The organism is Mucilaginibacter gracilis, from assembly GCF_003633615.1.
GTDB lineage: Bacteria > Bacteroidota > Bacteroidia > Sphingobacteriales > Sphingobacteriaceae > Mucilaginibacter > Mucilaginibacter gracilis.
Map to the genome: position 1 here is coordinate 4,586,688 of NZ_RBKU01000001.1, position 26,362 is coordinate 4,613,049.

General features: G+C 41.4%; 23 protein-coding genes. 12 read left to right on the forward strand and 11 right to left on the reverse strand.

What is annotated here, in order from left to right; all coding sequences use genetic code 11:
- Positions 1-5: 5 nt before the first annotated feature.
- The 6 genes from BDD43_RS20430 to BDD43_RS20455 all read right to left on the reverse strand — a co-directional run bounded on the left by BDD43_RS20430 (position 6) and on the right by BDD43_RS20455 (position 10,779).
- Positions 6-2,369, reverse strand: a complete 2,364-nt coding sequence (locus tag BDD43_RS20430; RefSeq protein ID WP_121199417.1) for a Gldg family protein — start codon at positions 2,367-2,369, stop codon at positions 6-8.
- Between the two features lie 23 nt (positions 2,370-2,392).
- Complete coding sequence (locus BDD43_RS20435; protein ID WP_121199418.1) at positions 2,393-3,352, reverse strand: ABC transporter ATP-binding protein; 960 nt, start codon at positions 3,350-3,352, stop codon at positions 2,393-2,395.
- A gap of 143 nt (positions 3,353-3,495) precedes the next feature.
- Positions 3,496-5,022, reverse strand: coding sequence for a RagB/SusD family nutrient uptake outer membrane protein (locus BDD43_RS20440; RefSeq protein WP_121199419.1), 1,527 nt, complete (start codon positions 5,020-5,022; stop codon positions 3,496-3,498).
- 10 nt (positions 5,023-5,032) lie between these two features.
- The gene (locus BDD43_RS20445) at positions 5,033-8,599 is read right to left on the reverse strand and encodes a SusC/RagA family TonB-linked outer membrane protein (protein WP_162847126.1); all 3,567 of its coding nucleotides are present in this window, start codon (positions 8,597-8,599) and stop codon (positions 5,033-5,035) included.
- Positions 8,600-8,889: 290 nt separating this feature from the next.
- Positions 8,890-10,071: a FecR family protein gene (locus BDD43_RS20450; protein ID WP_121199421.1), complete on the reverse strand. Its 1,182-nt coding sequence runs from the start codon at positions 10,069-10,071 to the stop codon at positions 8,890-8,892.
- 108 nt (positions 10,072-10,179) lie between these two features.
- The gene (locus tag BDD43_RS20455; RefSeq protein ID WP_121199422.1) at positions 10,180-10,779 is read right to left on the reverse strand and encodes an RNA polymerase sigma factor; all 600 of its coding nucleotides are present in this window, start codon (positions 10,777-10,779) and stop codon (positions 10,180-10,182) included.
- A 246-nt stretch (positions 10,780-11,025) separates the two neighbouring features.
- On the opposite strand from BDD43_RS20455, the gene BDD43_RS20460 reads away from it, so the two are divergent.
- The 5 genes from BDD43_RS20460 to BDD43_RS20485 all read left to right on the forward strand — a co-directional run bounded on the left by BDD43_RS20460 (position 11,026) and on the right by BDD43_RS20485 (position 14,208).
- Positions 11,026-11,211 (forward strand): hypothetical protein, encoded by a 186-nt coding sequence (locus BDD43_RS20460; protein ID WP_121199423.1) that lies wholly within the window; start codon positions 11,026-11,028, stop codon positions 11,209-11,211.
- A 596-nt stretch (positions 11,212-11,807) separates the two neighbouring features.
- Positions 11,808-12,044, forward strand: a complete 237-nt coding sequence (locus tag BDD43_RS20470) for a hypothetical protein (protein WP_121199424.1) — start codon at positions 11,808-11,810, stop codon at positions 12,042-12,044.
- Positions 12,045-12,047: 3 nt separating this feature from the next.
- Entirely contained in the window at positions 12,048-12,353 is a 306-nt protein-coding gene (locus BDD43_RS20475; protein ID WP_121199425.1) for a hypothetical protein, read from the forward strand.
- Positions 12,354-12,395: 42 nt separating this feature from the next.
- On the forward strand, positions 12,396-12,683 hold the full coding sequence (locus BDD43_RS20480; protein WP_121199426.1) for a hypothetical protein: 288 nt from the start codon (positions 12,396-12,398) through the stop codon (positions 12,681-12,683).
- A gap of 394 nt (positions 12,684-13,077) precedes the next feature.
- Positions 13,078-14,208 (forward strand): serine hydrolase domain-containing protein, encoded by a 1,131-nt coding sequence (locus BDD43_RS20485; protein ID WP_121199427.1) that lies wholly within the window; start codon positions 13,078-13,080, stop codon positions 14,206-14,208.
- Here the strand turns inward: BDD43_RS20485 and BDD43_RS20490 are convergent.
- The 4 genes from BDD43_RS20490 to BDD43_RS20505 form a co-directional block, all read right to left on the reverse strand.
- Complete coding sequence (locus BDD43_RS20490; protein ID WP_121199428.1) at positions 14,195-14,437, reverse strand: hypothetical protein; 243 nt, start codon at positions 14,435-14,437, stop codon at positions 14,195-14,197. The genes BDD43_RS20485 and BDD43_RS20490 overlap by 14 nt on opposite strands.
- Before the next feature lie 15 nt (positions 14,438-14,452).
- Positions 14,453-16,831: an ABC transporter permease gene (locus BDD43_RS20495; protein WP_121199429.1), complete on the reverse strand. Its 2,379-nt coding sequence runs from the start codon at positions 16,829-16,831 to the stop codon at positions 14,453-14,455.
- A 116-nt stretch (positions 16,832-16,947) separates the two neighbouring features.
- Positions 16,948-17,196: a hypothetical protein gene (locus BDD43_RS20500; RefSeq protein WP_121199430.1), complete on the reverse strand. Its 249-nt coding sequence runs from the start codon at positions 17,194-17,196 to the stop codon at positions 16,948-16,950.
- 57 nt (positions 17,197-17,253) lie between these two features.
- Positions 17,254-17,955 (reverse strand): porin family protein, encoded by a 702-nt coding sequence (locus tag BDD43_RS20505; RefSeq protein ID WP_121199431.1) that lies wholly within the window; start codon positions 17,953-17,955, stop codon positions 17,254-17,256.
- Between the two features lie 488 nt (positions 17,956-18,443).
- Here BDD43_RS20505 and BDD43_RS20515 point away from each other — a divergent pair, with 488 nt between their 5' ends.
- The 4 genes from BDD43_RS20515 to BDD43_RS20530 all read left to right on the forward strand — a co-directional run bounded on the left by BDD43_RS20515 (position 18,444) and on the right by BDD43_RS20530 (position 21,323).
- A complete protein-coding gene (locus BDD43_RS20515; protein WP_121199433.1) occupies positions 18,444-19,217 on the forward strand; it encodes an alpha/beta fold hydrolase in 774 nt (257 codons plus the stop codon).
- Positions 19,218-19,286: 69 nt separating this feature from the next.
- Positions 19,287-20,090, forward strand: coding sequence for a hypothetical protein (locus tag BDD43_RS20520; RefSeq protein ID WP_211339707.1), 804 nt, complete (start codon positions 19,287-19,289; stop codon positions 20,088-20,090).
- A 59-nt stretch (positions 20,091-20,149) separates the two neighbouring features.
- A complete protein-coding gene (locus BDD43_RS20525) occupies positions 20,150-20,866 on the forward strand; it encodes a helix-turn-helix transcriptional regulator (RefSeq protein WP_121202059.1) in 717 nt (238 codons plus the stop codon).
- A 61-nt stretch (positions 20,867-20,927) separates the two neighbouring features.
- On the forward strand, positions 20,928-21,323 hold the full coding sequence (locus tag BDD43_RS20530; RefSeq protein ID WP_121199434.1) for a VOC family protein: 396 nt from the start codon (positions 20,928-20,930) through the stop codon (positions 21,321-21,323).
- A gap of 237 nt (positions 21,324-21,560) precedes the next feature.
- On the opposite strand, the gene BDD43_RS20535 is transcribed toward BDD43_RS20530, so the two are convergent.
- Positions 21,561-23,939 carry an outer membrane beta-barrel protein gene (locus BDD43_RS20535; RefSeq protein ID WP_121202060.1) on the reverse strand — a complete coding sequence of 793 codons (2,379 nt, stop codon included), beginning with the start codon at positions 23,937-23,939 and terminating at the stop codon, positions 21,561-21,563.
- Between the two features lie 121 nt (positions 23,940-24,060).
- On the opposite strand from BDD43_RS20535, the gene BDD43_RS20540 reads away from it, so the two are divergent.
- The 3 genes from BDD43_RS20540 to BDD43_RS20550 are packed head-to-tail and all read left to right on the forward strand — an operon-like array spanning position 24,061 to position 26,199.
- Positions 24,061-25,371, forward strand: a complete 1,311-nt coding sequence (locus BDD43_RS20540) for a sensor histidine kinase (protein WP_162847127.1) — start codon at positions 24,061-24,063, stop codon at positions 25,369-25,371.
- On the forward strand, positions 25,368-26,057 hold the full coding sequence (locus BDD43_RS20545) for a response regulator transcription factor (protein ID WP_121199436.1): 690 nt from the start codon (positions 25,368-25,370) through the stop codon (positions 26,055-26,057). The genes BDD43_RS20540 and BDD43_RS20545 overlap by 4 nt, the downstream gene beginning before the upstream one ends.
- On the forward strand, positions 26,044-26,199 hold the full coding sequence (locus BDD43_RS20550) for a GH25 family lysozyme (protein ID WP_121199437.1): 156 nt from the start codon (positions 26,044-26,046) through the stop codon (positions 26,197-26,199). The genes BDD43_RS20545 and BDD43_RS20550 overlap by 14 nt, the downstream gene beginning before the upstream one ends.
- Positions 26,200-26,362 lie beyond the last annotated feature (163 nt).

The following is a 26,362-nucleotide window of genomic DNA, read 5'->3' on the forward strand; positions in this document are numbered from 1 at the left end:
TTTTTTCAACGCCCCCTTCTTTTTAGAAAGATTACAATACCTGCTACCAACATTAATCCTGGTAGTACCCACACCAGAAAAATTTTGGTTATATTAAACCCCGTTGTACCCAAATGGATATCATTGTCCGTTGTTTTCGGACGGCGCGTATCCACCGGCATTTTATTTCCAGAAAGCCAGAAAAAGCTACCGTTGGCCAATCGGTCATTAAATATTGGCAATCCTTTTGGATAGAAATTTATTCCCCCATTACTGATACAATCGGCATCACCTGATATTAATATCCGCTGCTGTGTACCCTTCACCATCCGGGTAAGACCTACTACGGTAGCATACAATCCGGTCCTTTCACCGGCGACCGAATCTATAACAGGGGTCTCATCTTCGTAATTAACGGGTTTTAATTCGTTCCATACAGTTTTGTTATCTGTCAGGTAAAAGGGTATCGTTTTATATCCGCTATCTGCGATGAATTTTATTCCCAAACTTCCCGACATACCAATACCCCTCTTTGAACCAAAGGGCTTGTAGGGGTATGAAAGTGCAATTGCCTCATCAGTAGGGAAAGAAACTATAAAATTGGGAGGGATTCCATTTTCAGATAATTGTACAAGCTGTCCGGGCCTGAACTGAACGCCGAATTGTTCTATAACAGGATTCATCACTTTTTGCCTGCGGATATCCCCAAGAATGAAAAGATTGCCGCCGCGAGCAATAAAAGTGTTCAATCTTTTCTGCTCATCCGAAGAAAGGGATGTACGCATTTCAGCTATAACCAGCAAATCTACATCCTTAGGAATTTCTTTGTCAAGGTATACCAGCTGGAAATCAAATCCATTGTTTATCAGTGAATACCTATAGACCTTGTCTGTACTAATTCTACGATAACTTAAATCCCCCTGTTGGTTAAACTTACGTTCTCCATGCCCCTGTAAGAATCCTACCACAGGTGATTTCATTGTCAAACGCTTAAAAGCGGCTGATATCTCCGTTTCGCGTGGCTGAGGATCTGGCATATCAAACATCCTTAGATAAGTCCTTTCACCGCTATCCCGTTCCACCAAGCGCACCATCCGGTAATATTCAGATTTAAGATCTACATGGTACTTCCTCTCTACCTCTTCCGCAGTCGAGTAATCATTCGGATCGAGATCTTCAACAAGACAAACCTTCTCAAGAATTTTTCTTGCATTAAGACCAGGGTATTTTTTTTTTAGTTCAAGGTTACCACCATCTGCATAGTAGTAAACATATTTCATCCTGATATCCGGTTTGAAGCGGATAAACTGTCTGAAATTTTCCATATCACCTTTCCGGTTCTGAGGCATACCTGCGACAGAAATATCATCAAGGATGTTGACAAAGGTGGTTATTGTAAGCCCGCCTTTCAGGTTTTTTAATATTTCCTGGCTGTTGAGGGTAATTGTATTGGTTTTGGTTTGAGTAGCATCATAATAGGACATCAATTGAGGCCTTGATGAAAGATAACCGACTCCAGAACTTAATACAATTACGGCTATGTACTTCCACAGCGATGCTTTCCAGCTATTTTGTTGCCTTACAGCATTCAATTTAATTATGGAAAGAGAAAGAAAGAGCAATATAATTACCACAAAATAGATGACATCTTCAGAGCACAACATGCCTCTAACAAATGACTCTGCACGACCGGCTATTGAAAACCAGTAAGTAACGTCCCTTATAAAATCAATATCCTGGCCCACCTTATTGACCAATGTGAAAAAGGTAAGTGCTGCAAGTGTAGAAATTGCAGCTATCTCCTGATAAGAGGTCACGCTTGACATAAACAATCCTATCGCTGAGAATGTACAGATCAACAAGTAGGCTCCAACCATTGCGGTCAGGGCATGTGCCCATCCGAAATCTTTCACAACAAAGCCGGTCCATATCACAAAAACGAAAATGATGAAAAGTAGAACCAAGCCATAAATCATCATCGATAAGAATTTTCCAAGAATGATTTGATAGTTTTTTACAGGAGATGAATACAATAGTTTTATAGATCCGCTTTGCAATTCATTGCTCAAAAGTCCCATTGTTATTAATGGAATATACAAAAAGAGATTATCGAGCACACCTCCATATACACTTACAAGGCCAAAAACTCCTTGTCCAAGAATGCGGGACGTCAATTCCGATTGCCCAACACCCGTATCAATTTGTCCCTGAATTAATCCCCCAAGTTGTCCGGTATACGTAAGCGCCAGTTGCAATGTGAATGCTATCAGAATTACCCAGGCAATTGGTGAATAAAATAACGATTGCAGTTCCGTCAGCGCAATACGCCATACTATTTGCTTCTCTTCCCAATGAGAATTGGGGAGAAGGTTATTAGAAACTTTCTTCATGATTTGTGTGATTAGGCGCTGTCTTACTTATGGGCTTTTTTTGATAATTCTGCAAAAATGGTATCGAGCGAATTTTTCTCTAAAGAAATTTCTGTCAATTGCCACCCGCGTTCCAGACTCAATCTCATGATATTTTCTGTAACGTCCCTGACATCGATAAACTGTAACCGGAAGCGATTACTGCCAATCTCCTCTACTTTTAAAACACCATGCAAACTTGACAGTTCATCTGTTAAAGGAGGATTCATCATACTGATTAACAAACTATTAGGAGATAGATAATTATCAAACTCATTCACCGTACCCTGAAAAACCATTTGTCCCTGTTCCACCATATAGATATAATCACATACTGCCTGAACTTCGGTAAGCATGTGTGTGGAAAGAATAACGGTTCTTTCTTCTCCAATTTCAGCTATCAGCTTTCGGATCTCCAATACCTGGTTGGGGTCCAGCCCGTTTGTTGGTTCATCAAATACCACAAGTGAAGGACGATGTATGATGGCCTGAGCAATACCCACACGTTGCTGATAGCCACCGGACAGGTTGCGGATAAGGCGCTTACGAAAATGGGTGATATTGCATTTTTCGAGTACTTCATCAATGGCGACTTTGACCGAGTTACCGGGTATCCAACGAAGGTATGCCGCATAACGAAGATATTCTTCTACTGTAAGGTCTGTATGCAAAGGGGGTTTCTGAGGTAGAAATCCAATGAAACGTTTCGCTTGTATCGGATCATGCTTTACATTAACATTATTAATAAAAATGTCGCCATTAGTCTGTTTTAGAACTCCACACATGATGTTCATCAATGTAGATTTCCCTGCACCATTCGATCCAAGCAGTCCATATATTCCTTTTTTATTAATTTGTAGATTAATACCTTTTATCGCCCACTGAACGGTATAACGATGAGAAAGGTTCTCAATCTTAACGATGCTATCACCCGTAGTCCCAGATTCATTATGCTTATTATCCATTGAATTGTTTTTAACTCTTTATTAACCACGAGACATAATTCTCGTAATACTATCCGCACACGAACAGTTTAGTAACTAATATTGTAGGTTTTTAATTGAGCGATGAGCATTACCGTCTCATCGCTCTACAGGGTTTTCAGAAATTATATTGACGTGTTTTGTTTAATTAGGGGGTTCTTTTCTGTCACATCTCTTGGGAATGGCATGATCCAAAGGTCGGAACCAGGAGTCAACGTTCGCTTAACACCGCTATCATCTGTCTTTATCATCGTTCGCTGATATTCGGTTTCCGTATTGAAGCGTTTCATATCATAGAACATCATATCTGTTCCAAAGAGTTCAACGTCACGTTCATGGCGAATTAAATCTATTGCCTGGGCTTTAGTTGTTACCCGGCCTTTCCATGGAATGTATTTGCTGGCAATTATTCGCTTTGCCCGAATGGCATCCAGATCATCCATTGCCTTATCAATGCCCGCTTGTGTACCTTGACGTGCATTACATTCAGCGCGGATAAGGTAGACTTCCAGTGTTCGGATACCTCCGGTATTTGCATAATCCACCCGGCGATAGTCATAATAACCGTTATCCGAGTTCCTATAAAAATTGCAGAGAAAACGCGTATCACCGTCTTCAAAACGACCCGGACCACGCGTGCAAAATTGGTTTCCGGCAGAGTCGCTCAGCGGTATTCTGTTCTGAGAAGGTGTAAAAGCGGGACTGTAGTCTATGTTCGTTAAGCCACCCACTACCCATAAATTTTCGGCATTGGCGTCGGTAAAGCAAATTTGGGGAAGACCTCCAAAGGCTGAACGATTGTTCTGTATGGTATTTCCGGTGCCATTCGGGTCAATATTGGTGTTGAAATAATTCACCATATTGTAAATAAAACTTTGTTTTGCAAGCACCGTTTCGGCATCCGCCTGCGCGTCATTAAAATTATGCATAAAGAGATGGATGCGTGCACGCAAGCCAATGGCCGCAGTTTTCGTCGGGAAGACAAAATTTATAACATTATCGTCCATCACGGGGATCGCACTATTTAGATCGTCCATTATATGTCCGTAAATTTGGGCCACTGTTAATTGCGGTACAGGTGTTTCAAAATCATCTGCTGTTGAGATATAAGGCACCCCGCCATCTGTATTGGCAGACGCAGGATTGTATGCTTTGGCATATGTATTAATCAAATGAAAATAAAATAAAGCCCTGAATACTTTTGCCTGTGCTACCAATACCGTTGCTTCTTTGACTTGGGCGCTACTTAACCCAGAAATTTTAGGCACATCGTTTATCACCAGATTGTAGTAAAATAACGAAGAATAATCACCATCATAAGTTCCATCGCTTGCTGTGGCATCTATTCTAGCTCCTATTGTAGCTATCCACAAATAGTTATTTCTATAAGGAGCGTCACTGATTTGTGATGAAGTCTGAAATATTTCGTTTACAACTTGTCTTTTAGTTTTACCATCGTGCGTAAGCAACATAGTATTTTCCAGAAAAGCTCTGTAATCTGCAATTGTTTTTGGAACTACTTGCCCTTTGGGAACGATCCCCAAATAGTCTTTACCGCATCCCGATATGAGGAAGCTGCATAAAATAAATATTGGTAGATTGATTATCACCTTTCGTTTATTCCATGTTATTATGGATAATATCTTTTTCATGATCTTAATTTTAAAATAAAAAGTTTATGCCAAAAGAATAACCTGGCTTTAATTTGAGTGTTCGTGTTCCATTAGTGGCATTATACGCTTCGGGATCGCTACCTTCGCCATTTGCCGCGATATAGAATAAGTTGTTGGCTTGTGCCCGTAAACGGATGCTCTTGAAAATACTTCTGCTTAAAAGCTTTGTTTGTGCCAGGTCATATGAAAATGTCAAACTTCGGAGTTTGATATAGCTCGCAGAAACTACCTTATCATCGGTGTAGAGCCAATATTGATTTCGGTAAGTAGTGTTTTGATCATAATTATAGGTTACCCTTGGTGTTACACCTGGTTTCAATTCATCACCCGGTTTCTTCCAGGCATTATCATACCCATCGTACATAAGGTTAGTAACACCTTGTTCGTACGCAGAAAGGTCAGGACTCGCGCTGAGTTTACGCATTACATTTCCGCCACTATAGATTATATTGGCCGATAGCTCCATTCCTTTCCAATTAAAGCTCGTATTAAAACCTCCGGTATACAATGGAACAAGGCTTCCACTGTATACAAGGGCACTGAAATTGTTAATATTTGCATTTGATACCTCTGCGCCCTTTTCGTCGTAAACAACTGGATCGCCTTTATCATTAATCCTGGCAAACCGATAGCTAAACAAAGAATTTAGTGGGTACCCTTCGATAAGGGTCCCAGTACCGGTTCCTCCGGCGGCAATACTCGCCGTGCCGGAAGGCTGAATAAATACTTTGGTAACTTTGTTCTTATTATAGGCAAATGTAAAACCAGCCGTCCATCCCCAGTCCTTCTTCTTAAGAATAGATCCATTAAGGCTCATTTCAATTCCACTATTGGTCATATCGCCGGCATTTTGCTTTAATGTACTGAAACCATAAGTAGGGTCTATTTGTGTGTCTACCAGTAGGTCAGAACTATTTCGCTTATAGTATTCAATAGTACCATTAAGGCGATTGTTCAGTATGGTATAGTCGGCACCAAGGTTGAAAACTTTTATTTTTTCCCATCGAAGGTTTGCGTTCGGAGGGGAACTAACTGTACCGTAAGGCCTTTGGGTCACAGAATTAGTTTGATCGGAGCTATATTGTGCAACAAGGTATGGCGAAACGTCCCTTGCAATATTTCCGTTAACACCGTACGTAGCGCGGAGTTTAAGACGATTAAGCCACTTAACATCTTTCATGAATGATTCTTCCATCATATTCCAGGCCACGCCCCCAGACCAAAGAGGCCTGTTCTCGTATTTAAGACTGGTTCCGAAATAGTTAGATTTATCCCACCGTATGCTACCTGTTATGTCATAGCGGCTCATCAGGGTATAAGCAGCGTTACCATAGTACGAGACATATCGGTTTTTATTTTCCCGTTCCGCATGGAAATCATCACTACTGAAAGAAGCATACGATCCGAAAACGTTTCCTCCACCCTGTATCAGGTCATAGTTATTCAAATCTGTCCATGTTAAAAGATCGCTGTTATACCCATAAACTTTGTTCATTGAATAATTACCGCTAACCTCCCGCATTTCGTTACCCGCAAGTACCACCAATGAATGAAGGTGATCGTTTGTCGTATAATTAAAATTCAACTGGTTTCTCCAGGTATAGTTTTCTGAATTATTTGTGGCCACCGTACGGGCATCCCCATAAGGTACGCGGTGACCAATTGTATTAGAACTTGGATCTAGATATGTATTGACATCATAAAGGTATCTCATCCTATAAGAATCTTTATCATCCAACGTAATTGCCTCATCCTTACCGTTCTCATATTGAAACCCCGAAGTAAATTTCAGCCATTTTGTTAATTTAAAATCCAGGCTTGTAGCGATTCGCGTACGAAATTCAGTAGTATGGACCAGGCTACTTCCCAGTTCATTGATTAAGGAAAAATCAAGGGGCAACAAATCATTAGGATATTGTTTGAGGGTAGTGAGGTCGCTTGGTTGAGTTCTGGATCTGTAATAAGAAACAGAATTTCCACTACCATCTACAAGGCGAGAATACGGATACAAATCAGTTACGGCAGCATCCGCCCCATACTGCGGAGCTTCACCTTTACCATACTGGAGATTAGCATCAATTTCAGCTGTAAGCCATTTTGTAAGATTAATAGAATTACGAAGGCTTGTAATGAGCGACTGATCGTCTGTATGCTGAGACGATCCTTTGTTATTTGAAAAAGTAAACGATGCAGTCGTATTGATTCCATCTGTGGCTTTGCTTACCGAAAGCGCATATCGTTGAATAATAGGCGACTGATAGATATACTTTTTAAGGTCATCAAGTAAAGGAACCCCGTTTGAACGATACTGCATCAATTGCTTATCTGCTTCTTGCTTAGATAATGAACCGTCATAATATTTGAGCATTAGATCCAAACTGGGAGACGGAATAAAATCCCCATTACGCAATCTATTTACTTCCAATTGCCTTTGAGATGGGTCTATCAATGCGGGATTATTGTTCACAAAATTCCATTGCATGTCAATATACTTGCTTGCTGACATGTACTTCATGTAGCTATAATCATAGTTCGGTGTTACCTGTATATCGGTTGAAAAGGAGACCTCTGCGGCTCCTTTCTTTTTTGCCCTTTTTGTAGTAATAACGATAACACCATTGCCTGCGCGGGCACCGTATATTGAAGCTGCAGCAGCATCTTTCAAAACTGTAATGCTTTCAATATCGTCGGGATTAATTGCCGGCATCTTATAATAAATAAACTGATTGTTTACAAACTGTAACTCCCCTTCAACTGGAAATCCGTCTATCACGTAAAGTGGCTGATCGGAACCATTGCTAAGAAAGGTACCTTTACCTCTGATGGTGAAACCATTCTGATCTTTGACAACTCCTGCTATTTTCCCTTCCAGTGCAGACCCGAGGTCAAAAGTAGTCGACTTGCTGATTTCTTTGCTACTGACTGTACCAAAGGAACCGGTAGTCCGTTCTTTAGCTATAGTCTGGTAGCCGGTGCTAACCAGGACATTTACCTCATTGAGGTTACTTACCGCTACTTCAAGTTTTATATCGCCAAGGTTTGGAGATACTTTTATTTCTTTAACTTTATAGCCTATATAGTTAATTTCAAGAACAGCATCGTCTCTTACATTATTGATTCTAAACTCGCCCTTTTCATTGGTTACTACACTAAAATTCTTCCCCTTAATTTTAACCGTTGCACCAACGAGTACAGCACCATTCTCATTAAGCACTCTCCCTGTTACGTCAATATTTTCAAATAACTGCTTTAGAATAGAACTTTCTTTCGCTTTAATAGAGATTATTTTTCCATCAATTGTGTAGGAAAGGCTCAATCCCGATAAAACCTGGTCCATTGCCTTATCTATTGAAGCATTTTCAAGAGACACGTCAATGTCTTTTATAGTGGAAATAACCTTTCCATCATAATAAAAGTCAAAACCGCTTTGTTTACGGATCTCCTTCAATACCTCCTCCAGCGGCACATTCCGCCGGTTTAATGTGATTTTTTGTGCAAATCCGGCGGCACTGGCTTGCATAAAGAAGGTTATAAGGATAACGGTGGTTAATCGCATAATTAGCAATATTTTATGGCATAGAGGTTTGGGTATACCAACTTCATTAGTATAATTTTTATACATTTGTTTAGTTCGATTAAGCAGAACGCCGTGCTTTCGAAGGTCGTGGCATCTGCGGGTAAACAGTTGATTATTTAGCTGATTGTTTTGAACGAGAACCAGGGATGTTACAAGCATTCCTGGCTTCTTCTTTTATGGCCATAGGTTTACGGAAGTAATAGTTTTCTCATTATTGTTGATTTAAGTGAATAATTCTGTTGATTTTGTTGCATTTGGGGATATAAATTTTAGCGGGAGACACGTATTTTTCTACCTTCAATATTAAATTTCACCTGCCCTGAAGCCTCTATCGCACTCAAAACTTCTGAAAGTTTATTATTTCTGGATATCCAACCACCGGATTCAAGTTCATTAGGAACTGAAGCATCATAAATTACTTCAACATCATACCATCGAGCAATCTTTCGCATTGCCACTTTGAAGTTGATATGATTTAAAAAGAAATCCCCCCCTTTCCAGTCGGTAACATTTTCAATATTGGCTTCACTGACGTTAATTGAACTCCCTGTATTCAACGCCTGTTCACCCGGCTTGATCATGCGAAAATTGCGGCCAGATCTAACCGATACAGAACCTTCCAATAAAGTGGTTGCTATGCCATATTCATCAGGATAGGCATTTACATTAAAATGTGTTCCTAACACCTCAACTTCCTGATCATTACTTTTAACTATAAAAGGATGTACTTTATCTTTGGCAATTTCGAAGTAACCTTCGCCTTTTAGTGTTACGCGTCGTTTTCCATGATCCATAAGGTTAGCCGAATAGGTTAAACTAGAAGCTGCATTTAACCAAACTTTTGAATGGTCCGGAAGGATTAAAAGATAGGTTTCGCCTTTGGCGGTGGTCAAAGTGTTGGTTTTGTTTGGATCGTTGTTGTTTGATTTGATCTTGTATACAACTTCACCATTTGCGGACTTGGAAATGCTAACCCCTGCCTCTTTGGCAATTTCACCATTTGAAGTTTCACTTAATTTAATTTCCTTACCGTTAGCTAAAGTCAGCGTTGCGCCAACTTTTCCAGGAGAAATATCATTAACGTAAGCGGGGTGTATCTTGTGGCTTAATTGATTATTCTTACTATAAAAATAAAGCCCTGAAACGATGATGACTATCGCTGCCGATGCTGCAATACGAGGCCACAAATGAAGCCATCGCCCCTTTACAGGACGATGCGGAATTTCCGAAATCCCTGCTAAAACCTTTCGCCACCCGGAGTTTTCGTCAATTGCCCTGAATTTTGTAAATTTTGAATGCAACCTGTTTTCTTGCATTAATTCATTTAGAAGAATTTGGTTGGCTGGATTTTCTCTGAGCCAGTCCTCCAACCGTTGTCGTGCGTCATGGCTCATCTCACCTTTCTGGTAGAGGCCGATTAACGTTGCAATATCAAATTCTTTTTCAAACATGTCTCTTGGTGTTGATGCCGATTCCGAAGTTTAATCTTACAATTTATTAACCAGCATCTAACATAGAAACCACAAAACGGCAAAACGCCCAGTCAAAAATGTTTTTTTTTATTTTTTATTTAGAAAGATGAATACGGCGAGTGTGAGCGCATCGGAAGCGGCTTTTTTCAAAAATGAATTATGCAAAATTTCGATTGCACGAGCTTTATGATTCCGTACAGTTTTAACAGATATATTCATAAGACTTGCAACCTCATCTGTTTTTTTACCTTCAAAATATAGTAAGGTAAAGACGTTCCTGCACTGTTCAGGAAGTAATTCCACTTCCTGGTGCAAAATATTTAAAAATTCCGACTCTACAACTTGGTTGAGTACAGCCAAATCTATCAGGTCAAGATGCTGAACGTATTCTTGTTGCTTGGAGGTTCTTCGTTTTAACTGCTTTAAAAAATTCAGACTTGCATTCCTGCAGGTGATGAACAAAAAAGCTTTGATTCCTTGAGCAGATTCAAAATCTTCTTTACGTTCCCAAAGTTTTACAAACGCAGAGGCCGCAATATCTTCGGCTTCCGCATCATCCAGAACCATTTTACTAACAAAGTAATGTAACCCGCGATAATGAAGCTTAAAAAAATGGGCCAGTGCTTTCTCGTCACCTTTTCGCAAAGCTTCAGTCCACAAATTTGTGTCGTCAGTCACATTTCCCATTTAATAATAGCCTAAATTAAGGCACAATATCTGTATTTATATCGAATTTTGTAAATCGATGCTTGAAAATCGTGTACAAAAACACTAATTACACACAATACCGAAATGCATTAAACAGTTTTTTGTACAGTAAGTATTCGTTTCTTTTTGAAAAAGAAATATTTTAATATTGAATAAAAGCTAAAAGGTGCTTATTAACTGTTTCAGGTCCTCTCATGGAGGCGAAATTTTTCAGATTTACATCCAATGGAAGATGAAAATCCTGACGACGTTTATGCCGTCGCAGAAGACCCTGCGCCTTTTGAGCCGGAAGATATAAACATAGTAAACCTTCGTGACCTCCAGTGGAATGTGATAAATCTTGATTCTACCCGCTTTAATATATATATATACCTATTTAAAGAGCCATTCTGCCTTATTGATCTGCACTAAGCGCACATAACACCTTATCAAAAAAGTTCGATGGCGAAACCTCGCATCCTAGCTCCGGCAGACTGCTTTTCGGCAAATAAGTTTGTAGCGATTATGTACGCCTTTTCGCAATCAAGAAATTCACATTTTCCGTTATTGGCAGATTTTGAATACAAAAGAGAAGTCACCAGAAAATATAGCGTTTACAATGAGGAATATGGCGAATGGGTGAACCATAACGCTCTCCCTCTTCGTCAATTAAGATTTATAAATAGACACATTATTATACTTTAAGGGTATTCTCGATAACTGAATAAGATCTTGCATAAATTGGTTCGAACCAACAAGGTCGAGGGGTACAAAGCCGCGATTAGGACGTATTTTAGTTCTAACGCGGCTTTGTTTTTTAGGTGAAGTGCTGTTAATCAGATAGATAAGCTCCATCGCTTTGTTCAACTTTCCGGTTCGATGTACCAAACCATCAAAACTCCATTTTTCAAGAAAGATCTAACCAATAATATCCCGCTGACGGGTTAATTTAAGTTATACAAATGTATTGAATTTCATGCACTTATATTTCAAGGCATTCGCTATATTTGATATAAACCAATAATATTATGAGCGTTAATGACTATGACCACGAATTGCATGAAGCAATACAAGACCTTTTAGATGAGGGCTTAATCGAAAAAGGAACACCCGCGTATGGCATTTCTCAAAAAGTCATAGATGAGGGTTACGATTGCTTGTCATCAAAACAGCGTTTTGTTTACGATACGGTTGTAGTGCCTGCACTTCAAAAACGTGGTGAACAAATCGAAGTAATCCAAAGGATAAACTCGATGCCCGACTAAGTTATGGGGGCTTCAAATACATTGGAAAGGCTGGGGAACATTCTGCAAGCTATTCACATCCATAAAGAAGATGCAAACATCAGACTGGCAAGCCAAGCCCATAACATAGTATTCTTAAAAAACGACCCAATCGTCCCCGATCAGTATAAAAATGCTTTTGCTGAATTGATTGAAAAAATAGAACGAGCGCAACTATTTTACGACAAAATAGCGATTTACCGATTTCCCAATATGCACAAAAGCACGGCGGCCAAATATATAGCCATGTTAATGAGCGTTCACAGCATAGTGGCTTATGATTTAGGGTAATTTAAATCTATTATACTTGTTTAGCCTAAAACCTATAATTACATGAAAGCAACAATAAAAGCCTGCTTGGATGGTATCGGAAACCATGATGCCAATCTTAGTTTGTTTAGAGACCGTAAATGGCTCACACAAAAATTGAATGGGTTAAACTATGCACTTGAACGCCTATCTATTGGCGAAGAAGATGCCTCGATATTTAAAACAAACGTCAAAGCTTTTTTAGAAAAAACGCAAAGCAAAAGCAGCGATGCAGAAATAAGAGCCTCGATAAAAGAGCTTATTAGAAATATTGACGCGATGACTGGTTATAAACCCCTTGAAATGCCTTAAATATGGAAGTTATATGTATCTTATTAAGTCAACATATATTGATTGATTACATTTGGTAAAGTGTGATAAACAATGGTTCAATCGAAAACGGGTTAGATATTTCAAATTGACCTTAATCATCAAACAGAGTGGCCAAACGTTTTAAGTCTTCTAATAAAGGGTTCGTGTAGACGTCGGGTTTGAGTACTTTACCGGAATCGAACACATCGATTCCGGTTTTTTATTGCCTTTTTCTAGCTTAAATATTCTTTAGACCGTGTTCAAAGTGTTTCTACTGAACCTATTTCATTTAGATCCCTTATAAGCCTTCTGAGCCAAATCCGTCTCATGAAATATTATCGGTGCAACCTATTCGTAATTTTTAGCGTCTTATTAAGAGACTCAATAATAATATATGAAAAAAGTATTCCTATTTTTAATTTTTCTAATGCAAATATTGCTCTGCTTTGCGCAAAAAAACCAACTTAAATTACCCAGCGACAATAAATTAAAAATCTCATTAGATACACTGGTAGAGCAATCAGTTTCTGCATTTATGAAAAATAATTCTAGGGTTGGCATTTCAATAGGGATTATTAAAGATGGAAAGTCATATCTCTATAATTATGGTTCAATCCAAAAGGAAAAATCAGAATTACCAACGGGCAATACCGTTTACGAACTTGCATCCATTACAAAAACATTTGGGGCAACTTTGCTTGCAAAAGCCGTTCTCGATAAAAAGGTAAACCTTGATGATGATATAAGAAAGTACCTCAAAGAAGATTATCCTAATTTGAATTACAACGGAAAACCTATCACTTTACTTCATTTGGTTAATCTCACATCTGGACTACCCAACTGGATGCCAGATAAAGATATCTTTGGAAAGGCAAATCCAGACTCCATTCCCTATATTTTAGATTCAGTTCACACAAAATATAGCAGACAAGATTTTTACCGAGATCTGCATCATGTAAAACTACAGGTATTGCCCGGAAGCACTGCTCGACATTGTAACACCGCCGCCCAATTGCTTGGTTATATTATGGAAATCGTCTATAACAACTCCTACGAAAACCTTCTGAAAATACATTTCGCTGAACCACTCAAAATGAAAAACACACTCCTATTAACTCTTGGAAAACTGCCCTCAAAAATGGCAAAAGGTTATGATGGTAAAGGACGTGTGATGCCCATTATTGATTGGGAGGATCTGCAAGTGGCAGCAAGTATAGCTTCTTCGAGTTCAGATATGTTAAAGTATATGAAATTTCACCTAAATGAAGTAAACGCTATCGCAAAATTAAGTCACCAGCCAACTTTTGGAAAGGTTGAAGATGGTGCTATTGCACTTAATTGGAAAGTAAGAAAAACGGAGAACGGTAAGCGGAGCATCTCCCACACAGGCGGCAGTTTAGGATTTAGCAGTTATATGGTATTTTACCCCGATTTGAATTCAGGTATTGTTTTACTTTCAAACGAAGCAGATCAAGGCACACAGAATGAACTTATTGCACTCTCGGATAAAATTATAAAACCCTAGGTACAGTACATGCAGTAAAGTCGGTTGTTTTAGAAACTTTTTCAAGAAAGAGTTTATTATGAAGGTCATAGCTTTGTTGCCCCTTTATTGAAATAGTGTATGTGAATCCTGCATCGTTTTGTTCGAAGGTTTTTTTCACCCAGTTGTAATACAGGTTACAATCACATTTTTGAGCAAAAGATACAACTGTGAATAATACAAATATTGAACTTAAAATAGCTCTTTTCATGTTGGTCAATTTGATTTACTCAGTCCTTATATTTTTTATGGGATTAGCCAGGGATGCTTTTAAAGAGGTGTAACCGATAGCTACTGTAGCGATAAATGCAGTGATAGTTAAGGATAGTAAAAATATGGTCGCGTCTATATTTATTCTATAAACAAAATCCTGAAGCCAGTGTGACATCAAAAGCCATGCGCAAGGGGCTGCTATTAAAAAAGCGATAATGAGTAACCTACTAAATTCTCTTCCAAAAAGCCAAAGCACAGACCTTACACTTGCGCCAAGTACTTTTCTTACACCAATCTCTTTTCTTCTTTGTACGGCCATAAAAGAAACCAACCCGTAAAGTCCCATGCAGCCAATAACAATGGAAATACCAACCATAGCTTCCATAAGTTGTTGCAAACTAATCTCCGATTCGTACATCTCCTGGATATCTTTATCCAGGAATGAATATGAAAAAACATTGTCTGGAAAAGTTTTTGTAAATAATGTCTGGATGGCTAATAAATCCTCCTTTGTTGATTTTGCAGGAATTCTGACGGCGCATCTATAAAAATCTTTTGACATGCTGAATATACAAATGGGATCAATACCGGCATGGAAACTTTCATTGTGGAAATCTTTTATAACGCCAACAATCGGAAATGAAAACCCATTTACTATAAGCCGTTTTTGAAGTGCTTCTTGCGGAGTTGATAAGTTTAACTTTTTCAACATGGTTTCATTGACTAAGTAGCCGCTAACGGTATCAGAAGAAGTAATATTATGGCCCGCTATTAGTTTCAAGCCAAAGGTTGACAGGTAATGGTCATCTCCTCTTTTGACATTGACCTGAAATGCTTCTTCCGTGGGGCGATTGTCAAACTTAAACCCGTACCAGTCATTGCTGTCGGACATGGGCGCACTGGAACAGAAACTAATATTACTGATACCAGGGATTTGGGATAATTGGTTATGCAGCGTAGGTAAAGCCTTGGCTGATTTTCCCGGGAGATCAATCAACAGGATGTTGTCTTTATTAAATCCCAGGTCAGAATTTAAGGAAAACCGCATTTGCTTAGCTATTACAATTGAAGCGATTATCATCAGTTGTACGATGGTAAATTGCAGGATGATCAATACCCTTCGGATAGATATGCCGCCACCTTGTTGCTGGGTTATTTTGCCTTTCAAGGCTTCAACCGGATTAAATTTGGCCAGCTTTATACTTGGATAATAGCCTGATAACAATGTAACCACAATAAGCAATACAACGGCAAAGGATAATACCGGCCATTTCAAAAATTCATTTCTGGCTATTTCTGTATGGAATAATTGGTTAAATAATGGTAAAACTATGATAGCCAATCCCATCCCAATCAGGATGGCTGTAATGACTAGTACCGCTGTTTCCGCCATGATTTGGCTGAACATCTGTGCTGTGGAACCGCCCATCGTTTTGCGTACACCAACTTCTTTACCGCGGTTTAACGATTGGGCCGTAGCAAGATTTATAAAATTAATACATGCCGTTATAACCAGGAACAAGCCGATAAACGCCAAAGCCCACAAATATTTCGGTTCAATTTTTCCGTCATACCTGGTATCGAAATGGATAGATGATAAAGGTTGTAAGTAAAAGAAGTAGCTATTGGCATCGGCAGGTTTACAATATTTTTTAATTAATTGGGGAAATGAGTTTTCAACTTCCTGGGCTTTAACCCCTGGTTTCAATTTCAGGAAGCACTGTACCCCGCTGCTGATACTGCTCCATGAACTGTCACTGGCCTGCCATTGATTATGTTTCTTAAAATTAGCATAGGATAAATAGATCTGTTGCTGCTGATCCGAGTTTACAGGAATGTCTTTTAATACCCCGTTTATCGTGTATACATCTTTATTATTAAGTACCAGTTGCTTGCCTATAGCGTTTTCATTAGGAAATAACTTTTTAGCAATTTTATTGGTAACAATAGCCATATCAGGGGCAATGAGCGCTTGTTTGGCATTACCTTCAAGCATCGGAAAATTAAATATATCAAAGTATTCGGGCTCTACATAAGCGGCATTTTCCTTAAAACGTTTGATATCTCTTCCTGTCGTGCTGAATAAAACGCCTGTTCTGTTCACCCGCATCGCAATTTTTTCGGCATAAGTGTAATCATTGCCAAATGCTTTGCCGAATGGTGCTGGAATACCTTGCGAGTAATCGATCATGTCATAGGTCGTCTTGGAAACAACCCGGTATATCCGGTCTTCATCTTTATGAAAGTTATCAAAAGACAGATGGTAGCGTAAAAGACAAAAAATCAATATCGCACATCCTATTCCTAAAGCTAAACCTGAAATATTAATAAATGAATAGAGCCTATTTCTAACTAAATTACGCCATGCTGTAAGGATATTGTTTTTAAACATATGCTAAAGAATATAATTAAAATCCGGTAAGATGACGTATCATTAAAGATTGTGCCTGATTTGTATTTGATTGACCGATAGTGAATTATGGATATTTGCTTAACTCTCCTTTTGTATCAGAAACGAACAGTTGATGTTCGTTTTTGATCGTACTGGGGTTTATGCCTGTCCTTCAATACAAAACCTAAATCCCCTGCGCCATTCACATTTCCAACACGAATGGACGGGGCTGCTGCAAGGTGCTTTCTTAAACGGTTGATAAAAACATCAATGCTTTGGGCGCTAAAAAAATCAGGAGGACATATATAGTAATGCGGAGTTGCTTCATTGTATGGTATAAAAATGATTTTTAAAGGTAATAACACAAAATGTAAAAAAAAAGCAGTGATCCCTTTACTTAAAAAGGACGTGTTGAATTTCCATCAGAATTTATAACCAAGCGAAATACCGAACCCCGAGTTTTTTAGTTTGTCCTCGCGTGTTACGCCGTCAACGTGCGGCTGTAAATTTGCCAACCCCAACTGTGCGCCCAATTGAACAGAAAGTTTATTAAAAAACTCATACCCTGCTAAAAAATTCAAACCATAATCCAGTGGCTTTCCATACAAATACGAATTTATATCCCCTCCATCCATCGCATTGTTTTTAAAAATAACGTCTCCCTTTTTCCCTACAACAATATCACCAATAGCCGCATCATTGTCCGACGTCCAATCACCACCAGTTCCATACGCAATATATGGCCCTGCACCGAACAATAACTTGCCGTTACCTAAACGTGGCTTATACAGCAAATTGATAGGTACTTCTATATAGGATGCATTAATTTTAAAGTTGGTGGCGGAGCCATAAAAGCCACCGTTTTCTTGCTTATATCCTTTACGGGAATATTGCGCTGCCGGCTGTATATAAACGTCACCTGCAATTGGTATATCAACAGTCAGTCCCAGGAGAATGCCCGGCACAGATTGGGTGTTAATTTTATTGCCATTTTCATCCTTCATCATTACGTTAGAAAAGTTCACCCCGGCTTTTATACCAACTTTCGTTTGGGCGTTGGCCAAGTTTACGGCAGCCATTAGGACAAGCAATAATATCAATAAATGTAAATTTGTGATTTTCATAAAGCAAGTTTTGCAACGGTTAATGTAATTTGATTTTTATGTAATACGCAATTCTGTGCCTAATCGCTACAATCACCGTACAGTTTGTTATTGTTCGTATTTTCTTCTTGACTGGATGAGAATTTATATTTCAAAGTATTGTTAAAAATTTTGTAAAGTGCCGTTCGGCCGTTTCGATATCTATAAAGAATAGTCTTTTATGATTTGCGATGCTTGACCCATCCAAATCTGACCGGGATCTTTTTGCCCTCAAAATAATAAATGCCGGTTATTATTGCCGGAATTTCTTCGTAACCCTCCTGCATATTGTCCAGAATAAAATATTCCTGATTATTTGGGCTACATACCCCGCCAATTAAATGCAGGGCAATAATTAAATGTGATAACAGTGTTATAGAAACGGAGGCACTAATCTTATAAAGTAGTTTAATGTTTACATTTTTCAGGAAGTATACCTTTTCATGGCAAAACACGTTTAAACAATCTATATGGAACTTATAAAAATCAATGGTATCAGGCTTTATACCGAAGTCAAAGGAACTGGGTTTCCTATTATTTTAATACATGGCGTCGGCGGCGATCACCAGGCACATTTAAGAAATGTAATTGAACCACTGTCGAAAAACTTCCAAACAGTAGCATTGGATTGCCGTGGTCACGGACAGTCAGATAAGCCGTTAGCATTCACTATGGAAGATCATGTGCAGGATATTATTGGCATCATGGATCATTTTGGCTTCGAAAAAGCGCATTTGCTTGGCCTATCCATGGGCAGTTATATCGCTCAACAGGTTGCTATCACAGTGCCTGATCGTATTGATAAGTTAATATTAACGGTTACAAAGTCCAATGGACTTACCTCTTCGATACAGCGTTTGTTTAAAGAAAATGAGGAAGAAATTAAGGGTTTTAATATGCACGAAACCATATTAAAACTATTAAAATTTATGGTGTATGACCCCGAACTGATGAAAAACCATTTGGAGGTATTTGAAACAAAGCTGAGCCCCGAACAATTTAATGCGGCCAATAAAGCTATTAGTGCTTTCGATTTCAGAAAACAGCTCGATAAAGTTAAAGCAAAAACACTGGTTATCAGCGGAAAGTATGATGGCCTGAACCCTCCTGCTGACGGAAAGGAAGTTGCTTCACTCATAAAAAATGCCACTTTTGTGGAAATGCAATATTCCGGACACGCACCTATGTTTGAGGAACCAAATGTCTATATTAATATCGTTGAGGCCTTTTTGTTAAAACCATAACGCACAATATTTAGGAGAAACGTTGCCCGGCAGTATGCTTTGGCGACTTTTATTATTTTTGCCGCCGATATGAGAAACGATTTAGAGCAGTTGAAAGCCGAGGTGAAGCGCCTGCATACCCAAGGGGTAAACTTATTGAACGCCATAAGAGACGAGCAGTTCCCCGAGCAAATCGAGCAGCATTTTACCAACGTGCTTAAAAAAAACTACCAGGAATTTAAAAAGGGGTTGCCGGTTTTTAAGTCCGCTTACCAGCCCTGGTACAGCGAAGCCACGGCCGTAGTAAAGACCTTGCTCCCATTACGCTACAATGATTTTTTGGCCTTATATGAAAAGCCGAAGAACCGGAAAGAGATTAATAAGGACAATTACGTGATAGCCGATTATTTCAGTGAAACCATAGTGACCGCCGGCTTCGATAAAAAGGTGGTTGCGGGACCCGACGCGGCTATCCCGGCTTTCGAGCAGCAGTACCAAATCATCGCGGCGGTGCTGCAAACACTGGATAGTTCGCTGCTGGATATCCGGCGCGAGGTGCAAGCCGCCTTGCTGGATGCCGAACTGGATAAAGCAGCTTTACTACTCAAAAACAAACATTTGCGGGCAGCCGGGGCTATAGCCGCCATCGCCCTCGAAAAACACATGGAGCAGGTTTGTGAGCGCCGGCAACTGAAAATAAGCCGGAAAACCATCGCCGACCTGAACGAAGTTCTTAAAAAAAACGAGATCATTGATTTCCCGGCCTACCGGCACATCGGTTTACTGGCCGAGCTTTATGATTTGTGCGCCGTCAACAAAAAACGCGAACCCGAACCGGCGGAGGTGGCCGACCTGATTAACGGGGTGGATAAGGTTATTAAAACCGTATTTTAACACGGCGCAAACGCTAATTGAGCCCTCGCCAAATGGAAAACGCCGTAAATGAGCCGAACATGAATAATAAGGATACCAGGAGAATTTCGAGATTGACGGCAATTTTAACACAATTGCAAACTAAAAGAATGCTAACCGCAACCACCCTTGCTGAAAAGTTTGGTGTAAGCATCCGGACAATTTATAGAGATATCAAAGTTTTGGAACAAGCAGGTGTACCTATCTATACAGAAGACGGAAAAGGATACGCATTGCTGGAAGGTTATCGAATTCCACCCGTTATGTTTACCCAAGATGAGGCAAATGCTTTGATAACGGTTGAACAGGTGGTGATGAAGAATAGTGACAGTTCGCTGGTTACCGCATATTCCGAAGCGATCAATAAGATCAAAGCTGTTTTATTATATGCAACCAAAGATAAAATTGAATTGTTGGCTAACAGAATTGCAATTAGCCCCGCCATGCCCAATACCACCACAAGCAATTGGTTAACAATGGTTCAAAATGCATTAACATCCTTTAAAGTTTTAAATATTACCTACAGGTCTGGCTACAAAGACGAAACAACGGAAAGAAACATTGAACCATTTGCATTGTATTACACGCTGCAAGAAAATTGGTCGTTGATAGCCTACTGTAGATTACGAAAAGCGTACCGGATGTTTAATTTAGACCGAATAACCAGTATAACTCCACTTCATATCCATTTCGAGCCCCACGAACTAACGCTTGCATCCTATTTAAAAGATAAAGAAAAAAACTTCCAACACCCCTGACATACTGCTGTCATAGCGCCTTATTACTTTTGCCCAACACAATTAATTAAAGGGCAATATCATGAAATTAACATCCTTAAGAATTATAACCGATAACATTAAACTTTTGGTTCCGTTTTTCGAACAGGTAACCGGGCTACCTGCACAGTGGTACACAGACGACTTTGCAGAAATTGCTTCCCCCACGGCTACTTTGGCCATAGGGAGCACCAAAACGATGAGCCTATTTGGCGAGGGATTGGTTAAGCCAGCCCATAACCATAGTGTAATCATTGAGTTTCGCGTAGCGAATGTTGATGATGAATATGAAAGAATCAAAGATTTTATTAATGACATCGTACAAACACCAACCACGATGCCATGGGGCAATCGTTCGTTATTATTCCGGGACCCGGATGGTAATTTAATTAATTTTTTTACCCCGGTTACCGCCGATGCGATCAGGAAATTTAGCTAATTGACGAAAAGAAGTAAGTTCGAAAGCGTATAATTGCTGTTTTTTGGAGAGAGATTTCTTCCCGGAATAAAGGATGGTCAATATGCTGATCGCGGCTTGTTATATCCAGCCCGTTTTTCACCAGGATCAGGATACAAAGTGGTACGGTCTAAAACATTCGGTCGTCATGAATTAGTTGTATCAATCCAAAACCAGTAAAGATGATAAAAGGTTTTGCGTGTACATTAAACCGCTTTTTTATAAGCGGTTTTGTTCCTCCGTTTTCGCCTTTGCAGCCTTCGCTTTTAAGCCGGTGTTACCCAGGTTATATTTAAAGCTGATGCGCAGGTTCTGGCTGTCGCCATAATAGGTGAAATAATTATGCTGGTCCGCATAGTTTGAACTGACCTTCATCTTTTCACCCCTGTAGATATCCGATACCAACAGGGAGATCTCCGCGCGGTTTTGCCATAGTTTTTTCCGGGCGCTGAAACCCAGGCTGCTCGTACCGCTCACCCGTGCAGGGCCCTGCACACCGGCGGTATTGAAGCTGAAATTGATCCCCGCCGTAAAACCGGCTTTTTTATTGACCGTCAACTGGTTGTCCAGGCTGCCATTAACCGTAAAAGCCCGGTTATGCAATACCGTACCATCGGCAAGCCCGAAACTGCTTTCCACATGCCCCGGCCCGGCCTGCACATCCACAGACCACCAGGCTGCGGGCTGTAAACTGGTGCTCAGGTCAACACCATAATAATGGTTACCGGGAATATTGGTTACTTTTTGGATCAGCGTATTGGTCGCGTTATCCTGAAAGGGCAGCTGTATGGTCGGGTTACGCTCGCTGATGTAATACAACTGCGCATGATAATTTTCCTTGTAATCATAATTCAGACTGAACTGGTCGGTCATAGCCGGTTTCAGCCGGGCATCGCCCACGAGGTAGGAATTGGGGCTGAAATAGCTCCGGGATGGGTTCAGGTAACTGTATTGCGGGCGGTTGATCCGTTTACCATAGGAGAACCCCAGTTGATGATCCGGGGATAATTTATCCTGGATAAACAAGGTCGGGAACAGGTTGAAATAATGCTGGCTATTCAGCTCCGAGGGGCTTACCGAACGGCTGTTAATGGCTGTATATTCCCCTCTTAGCCCTGCTTTGAAACTCCAACTTTTCAGGTCTTTGTTCAGGCTCAGATATCCCGCAGAGACTGATTCATTATAGGCAAAAGTATTGCTCAGTGCCGGATCATTGACCAATCCGCCCAGCGTGTCCCGCCTGAAATCAACCCCGTTGGCCGCTTTGACATGGCTGTACTTAAAACCCGTTTCCAGATCAAAAAGTTTGCTTTTTTTGCTGTAGTCCAGCTGCGTACTGAATAAACGGATATGCTGGGTATTATCGGTGGTAAAACGGGCGTCGCGAGGGTTAACAAAATAATAGGCCGTGCGTACATCCTGGTCAGCTTCACTTCTGTAATCGGTATAGTTCGTCCCTAAGCTGATCTTTTCTTTGCCAGAAAACAGGTGCTCGTAATTCAGGTTGTAAGAACCGTTATGATTAGGTGCCAGCCGGTTATTCTGTGTCTCGAAATAAGAGACCAACTGGTGCGCCTGGTCGTAGATCCGGGTAGGTACATTGTACTGTGCATGGTTCTGCCGGGCAATATAGCCGTCCGTCCCGAGGCTCAGGCTATTGAGGCTGTCGATGGCATAGTCCAAACCCGCCCGGTAGGTATGTTCCGCATCCCGGTAATTCTTACGCCTGAGTTCATCCTCCCAGGTCTGCTGCCCGGCGGTATAGCGGGTCACTTCTTTGATCTCGTTATAATATATTCCGTTGCCGAAGGTATAGCTACCGGAGAGCGACAACTTTTCCGTTTTGTAATACTGGCTGGTACTGACATTGCTTTTCGCATAAATGCCCTGTACATAACTCCCGGCGAGCGAGCCTTTATAACCGGCCTGGGTATTCTTTTTCAGCTTGATGTTAATAACCGCGCTGCCCGAAGCTTCATATTTGGCAGGTGGGTTGGTAATCACTTCCACAGATTTTACATCCCCGCCATTGGTGCCTTCGAGGTAAGCTTTCAATTCATCGCCAGACAGGTAAACTTTTTTATCGTTGATGGTCACCAGGATACCCTTGCTGCCCCGGATGGACAGCTCACCACCGCCCGACTGTACGCCCGGCGCGCGTTTAACGATCTCCCAGGCATTGGTAGATGACAGCGCCGTATTTTCCACGTTAAATTCCACCCGGTCTATCTTCCGGGTGACCGTGGGTTTTTTGGCCGCAATCGTCACTTCCCCAAGCTGGGTCAATTCCTCCTTCAGCACAATGACCGGCAAAACGGCATCCCCGGAAAGCGTAAGTCTTTGCTGATGCGCCTGGAAACCGACAGCGCTTACCTGTAAAATATAATTGCCCTTGCTGATACCGCTGAAGGCGAACCGCCCGTCTTTGTCGGCAAGGTTGTTTTTAAAAACCAGGGAATCCGGCTGGTGCTTCAAGGTAATTGTGGCATAAGGAACCGGCTGGTGCTTTTCGTCTTGTAGCTGACCGGACAATTTGATCGACTGGCTGAACCCGGCCAGCGGCAATAACAGTAATAAGTAAATAAATCGGCGCATCATCTTTTGATTTGCTGCAAACATCACTTAACGAAAGCCCGGATTGGGTTAATGCTTGGTTAACGGAATGTTAATGCCGCCCTTTCCTGCACATAAATCACCGGACCCGACTATCTTTGAATTTATGAAGCGCAAAATAAGATACCTGATCTGGGGATGCAGCCTGGCGATAACGGCGCTGGCGGCGATCCAGTCTTATTTTATTTACAATACGTATATCCTCAAAGAGAAGGAAGCGCAAAGCGCGGTACGCCTGGAACTGATACGGATGGAGAACCTGATCAATATCGATTCGGTCCGGAATGCCTGGTTTGTGCATGGCAACGCCCTGCTGCGCGCGCGGGGTATCACCGCTGCCCAAAGTTTTTTCAGTTCCGGGGCCCCGGTATTGAGCAGAAAGGTAGCCCAATATATCAATTCCAACCCGGTACTGCACCAGTACCGCACGGTTTACCAGGTGGTGATCAGCAAGGTCCTGCTGGAAAGCCCTTCCGGCCAAACATTTACCTTGACCGACCGGCCCTGGTTCGGCAGTGGTCAGCTGTACGGCGAACAACTGGTCATCCATGACCTGACCACGGATAACAATATCAACGGCGGGCTAGTCCGTAACTTTACTTCCCGCTCCGGCTTCGCCATCAACGGGGGCGAAAACAGTATCCTGCGGAAGATGCTGGGCCTGCTCATCTTCTCAGTGCTGCTGCTGGGCGTGGTCATTTTGCTTTTTTACCTGTCGATCAGGAGCCTAATCACCCAAAAGAAGATCTCGGACATGCAGACCGACTTCATCAACAACATCACCCATGAATTCAACACCCCGCTGGCTACCCTGGGCGTTGCGCTCAGCACGGTTAAAGAAAGGCTTGCCGGTCAGCCTGACGCGGTATTGGATAACTCGGTTGCCACCATTGACCGGCAGCAGCAAAGGCTTCGGAAACTGATCGGGCAGGTAATCTCGCATACCGCCGGGCCACAGCAGCTCCGGCTACATCGGGAACTGGTCCATATGCCTGCCTTTATCACCGAACTTCTGGGAGATTTTAAGCTGAGCAGCCCGCAGACCGAACTGATTGCCGAATTGGATAGCCAGGTAGCTGCAATTAAAGCCGACCGCTTCCACCTGACCACTGCCATCGTCAATATCCTGGACAATGCTGTCAAATACGGCGGCGGGCAGGTCATCGTTACCACGGTTGCGGAGACGGATGCTTACCGCATCGCTATCCGTGACAACGGTAAAGGCATTACCGAATCTGACCAGTCCCGTATCTTCGAGAAATTCTACCGCGCCGAAAAGGGCGACATCCATACTACCAAGGGCCTTGGCCTTGGCCTTTACTATAGTGAACAGGTGGTTACGGCCCACGGCGGGAATATCCGGCTGCAAAGCGGCACCGGGCAGGGCAGCACTTTTACTTTAATTTTACCCCGATGAACAAACATATCCTGTTAGCAGAAGACGACCCGGATTTCGGCGGTATCCTTAAACAATACCTGGAACTGGCAGGCTACCTAGTCAGCTGGAAAATGAACGGCGCGGAGGCCCTCGCCTTTTTTAAAACGGAAAGCGCGGACATCTGTGTACTGGATGTAATGATGCCGGTGATGGATGGTTTTACCCTTGCCGAAAAGATCACCGGGATACATCCGGGCATACCTTTTATTTTCCTGACCGCCCGGAACCAGAAAGAAGACCGATTGAAGGGGCTCGGCCTTGGTGCCGATGATTATGTGGTTAAGCCCTTCGAGGTCGAGGAGCTCGTCTTGCGGCTCAAGAATATCTTGAAACGCACGGAGCCGCCTGAAACGGTAATTCCCGAACTATTACAAATCGGCAGCTATAGTTTTGACCACCCCAGCCTGCTGCTGCGCCACGTGACGGGCGATACCCGGCTGACGGAAAAAGAGGCCACGCTGCTACTGTATTTTTGCGCGAACCGCAACCGGCTGATCAAACGCAATGAACTGCTGCTGCATATCTGGAAAAGCGACGACTATTTCTCGGGCCGCAGCCTGGATGTCTTTGTCAGCAAATTGCGGAAGTATTTAAGCGCCGACGCGAACATCAGCCTGGAAACCGTCCGGGGCATTGGCTTTGAATTCAGGTATGCCCACCATTAATCACCGCACGTCGGTAAAACTTATTATTTATTCTGGCTTAAGCTTTTACCGTGATTACTTAAAAGGGTTTTACGATGAATACCCGCTATGGATAGCTCACTACGATAAACCGGAAGATTACATTGATAAAGCCAACTATTGAAAATTCTGGCAGCACAGCAGTAAGGCAACCGTGAACGGTATTCACCATACGGTGGATTTTGATACTTTCCGGGGAGATTGTAATGCGTTTAAAGCTATGCTTATCCCATAGTGATAGCCTATACAAATCCATATTCAGGGTTATATAAATGGAATTTTTAATA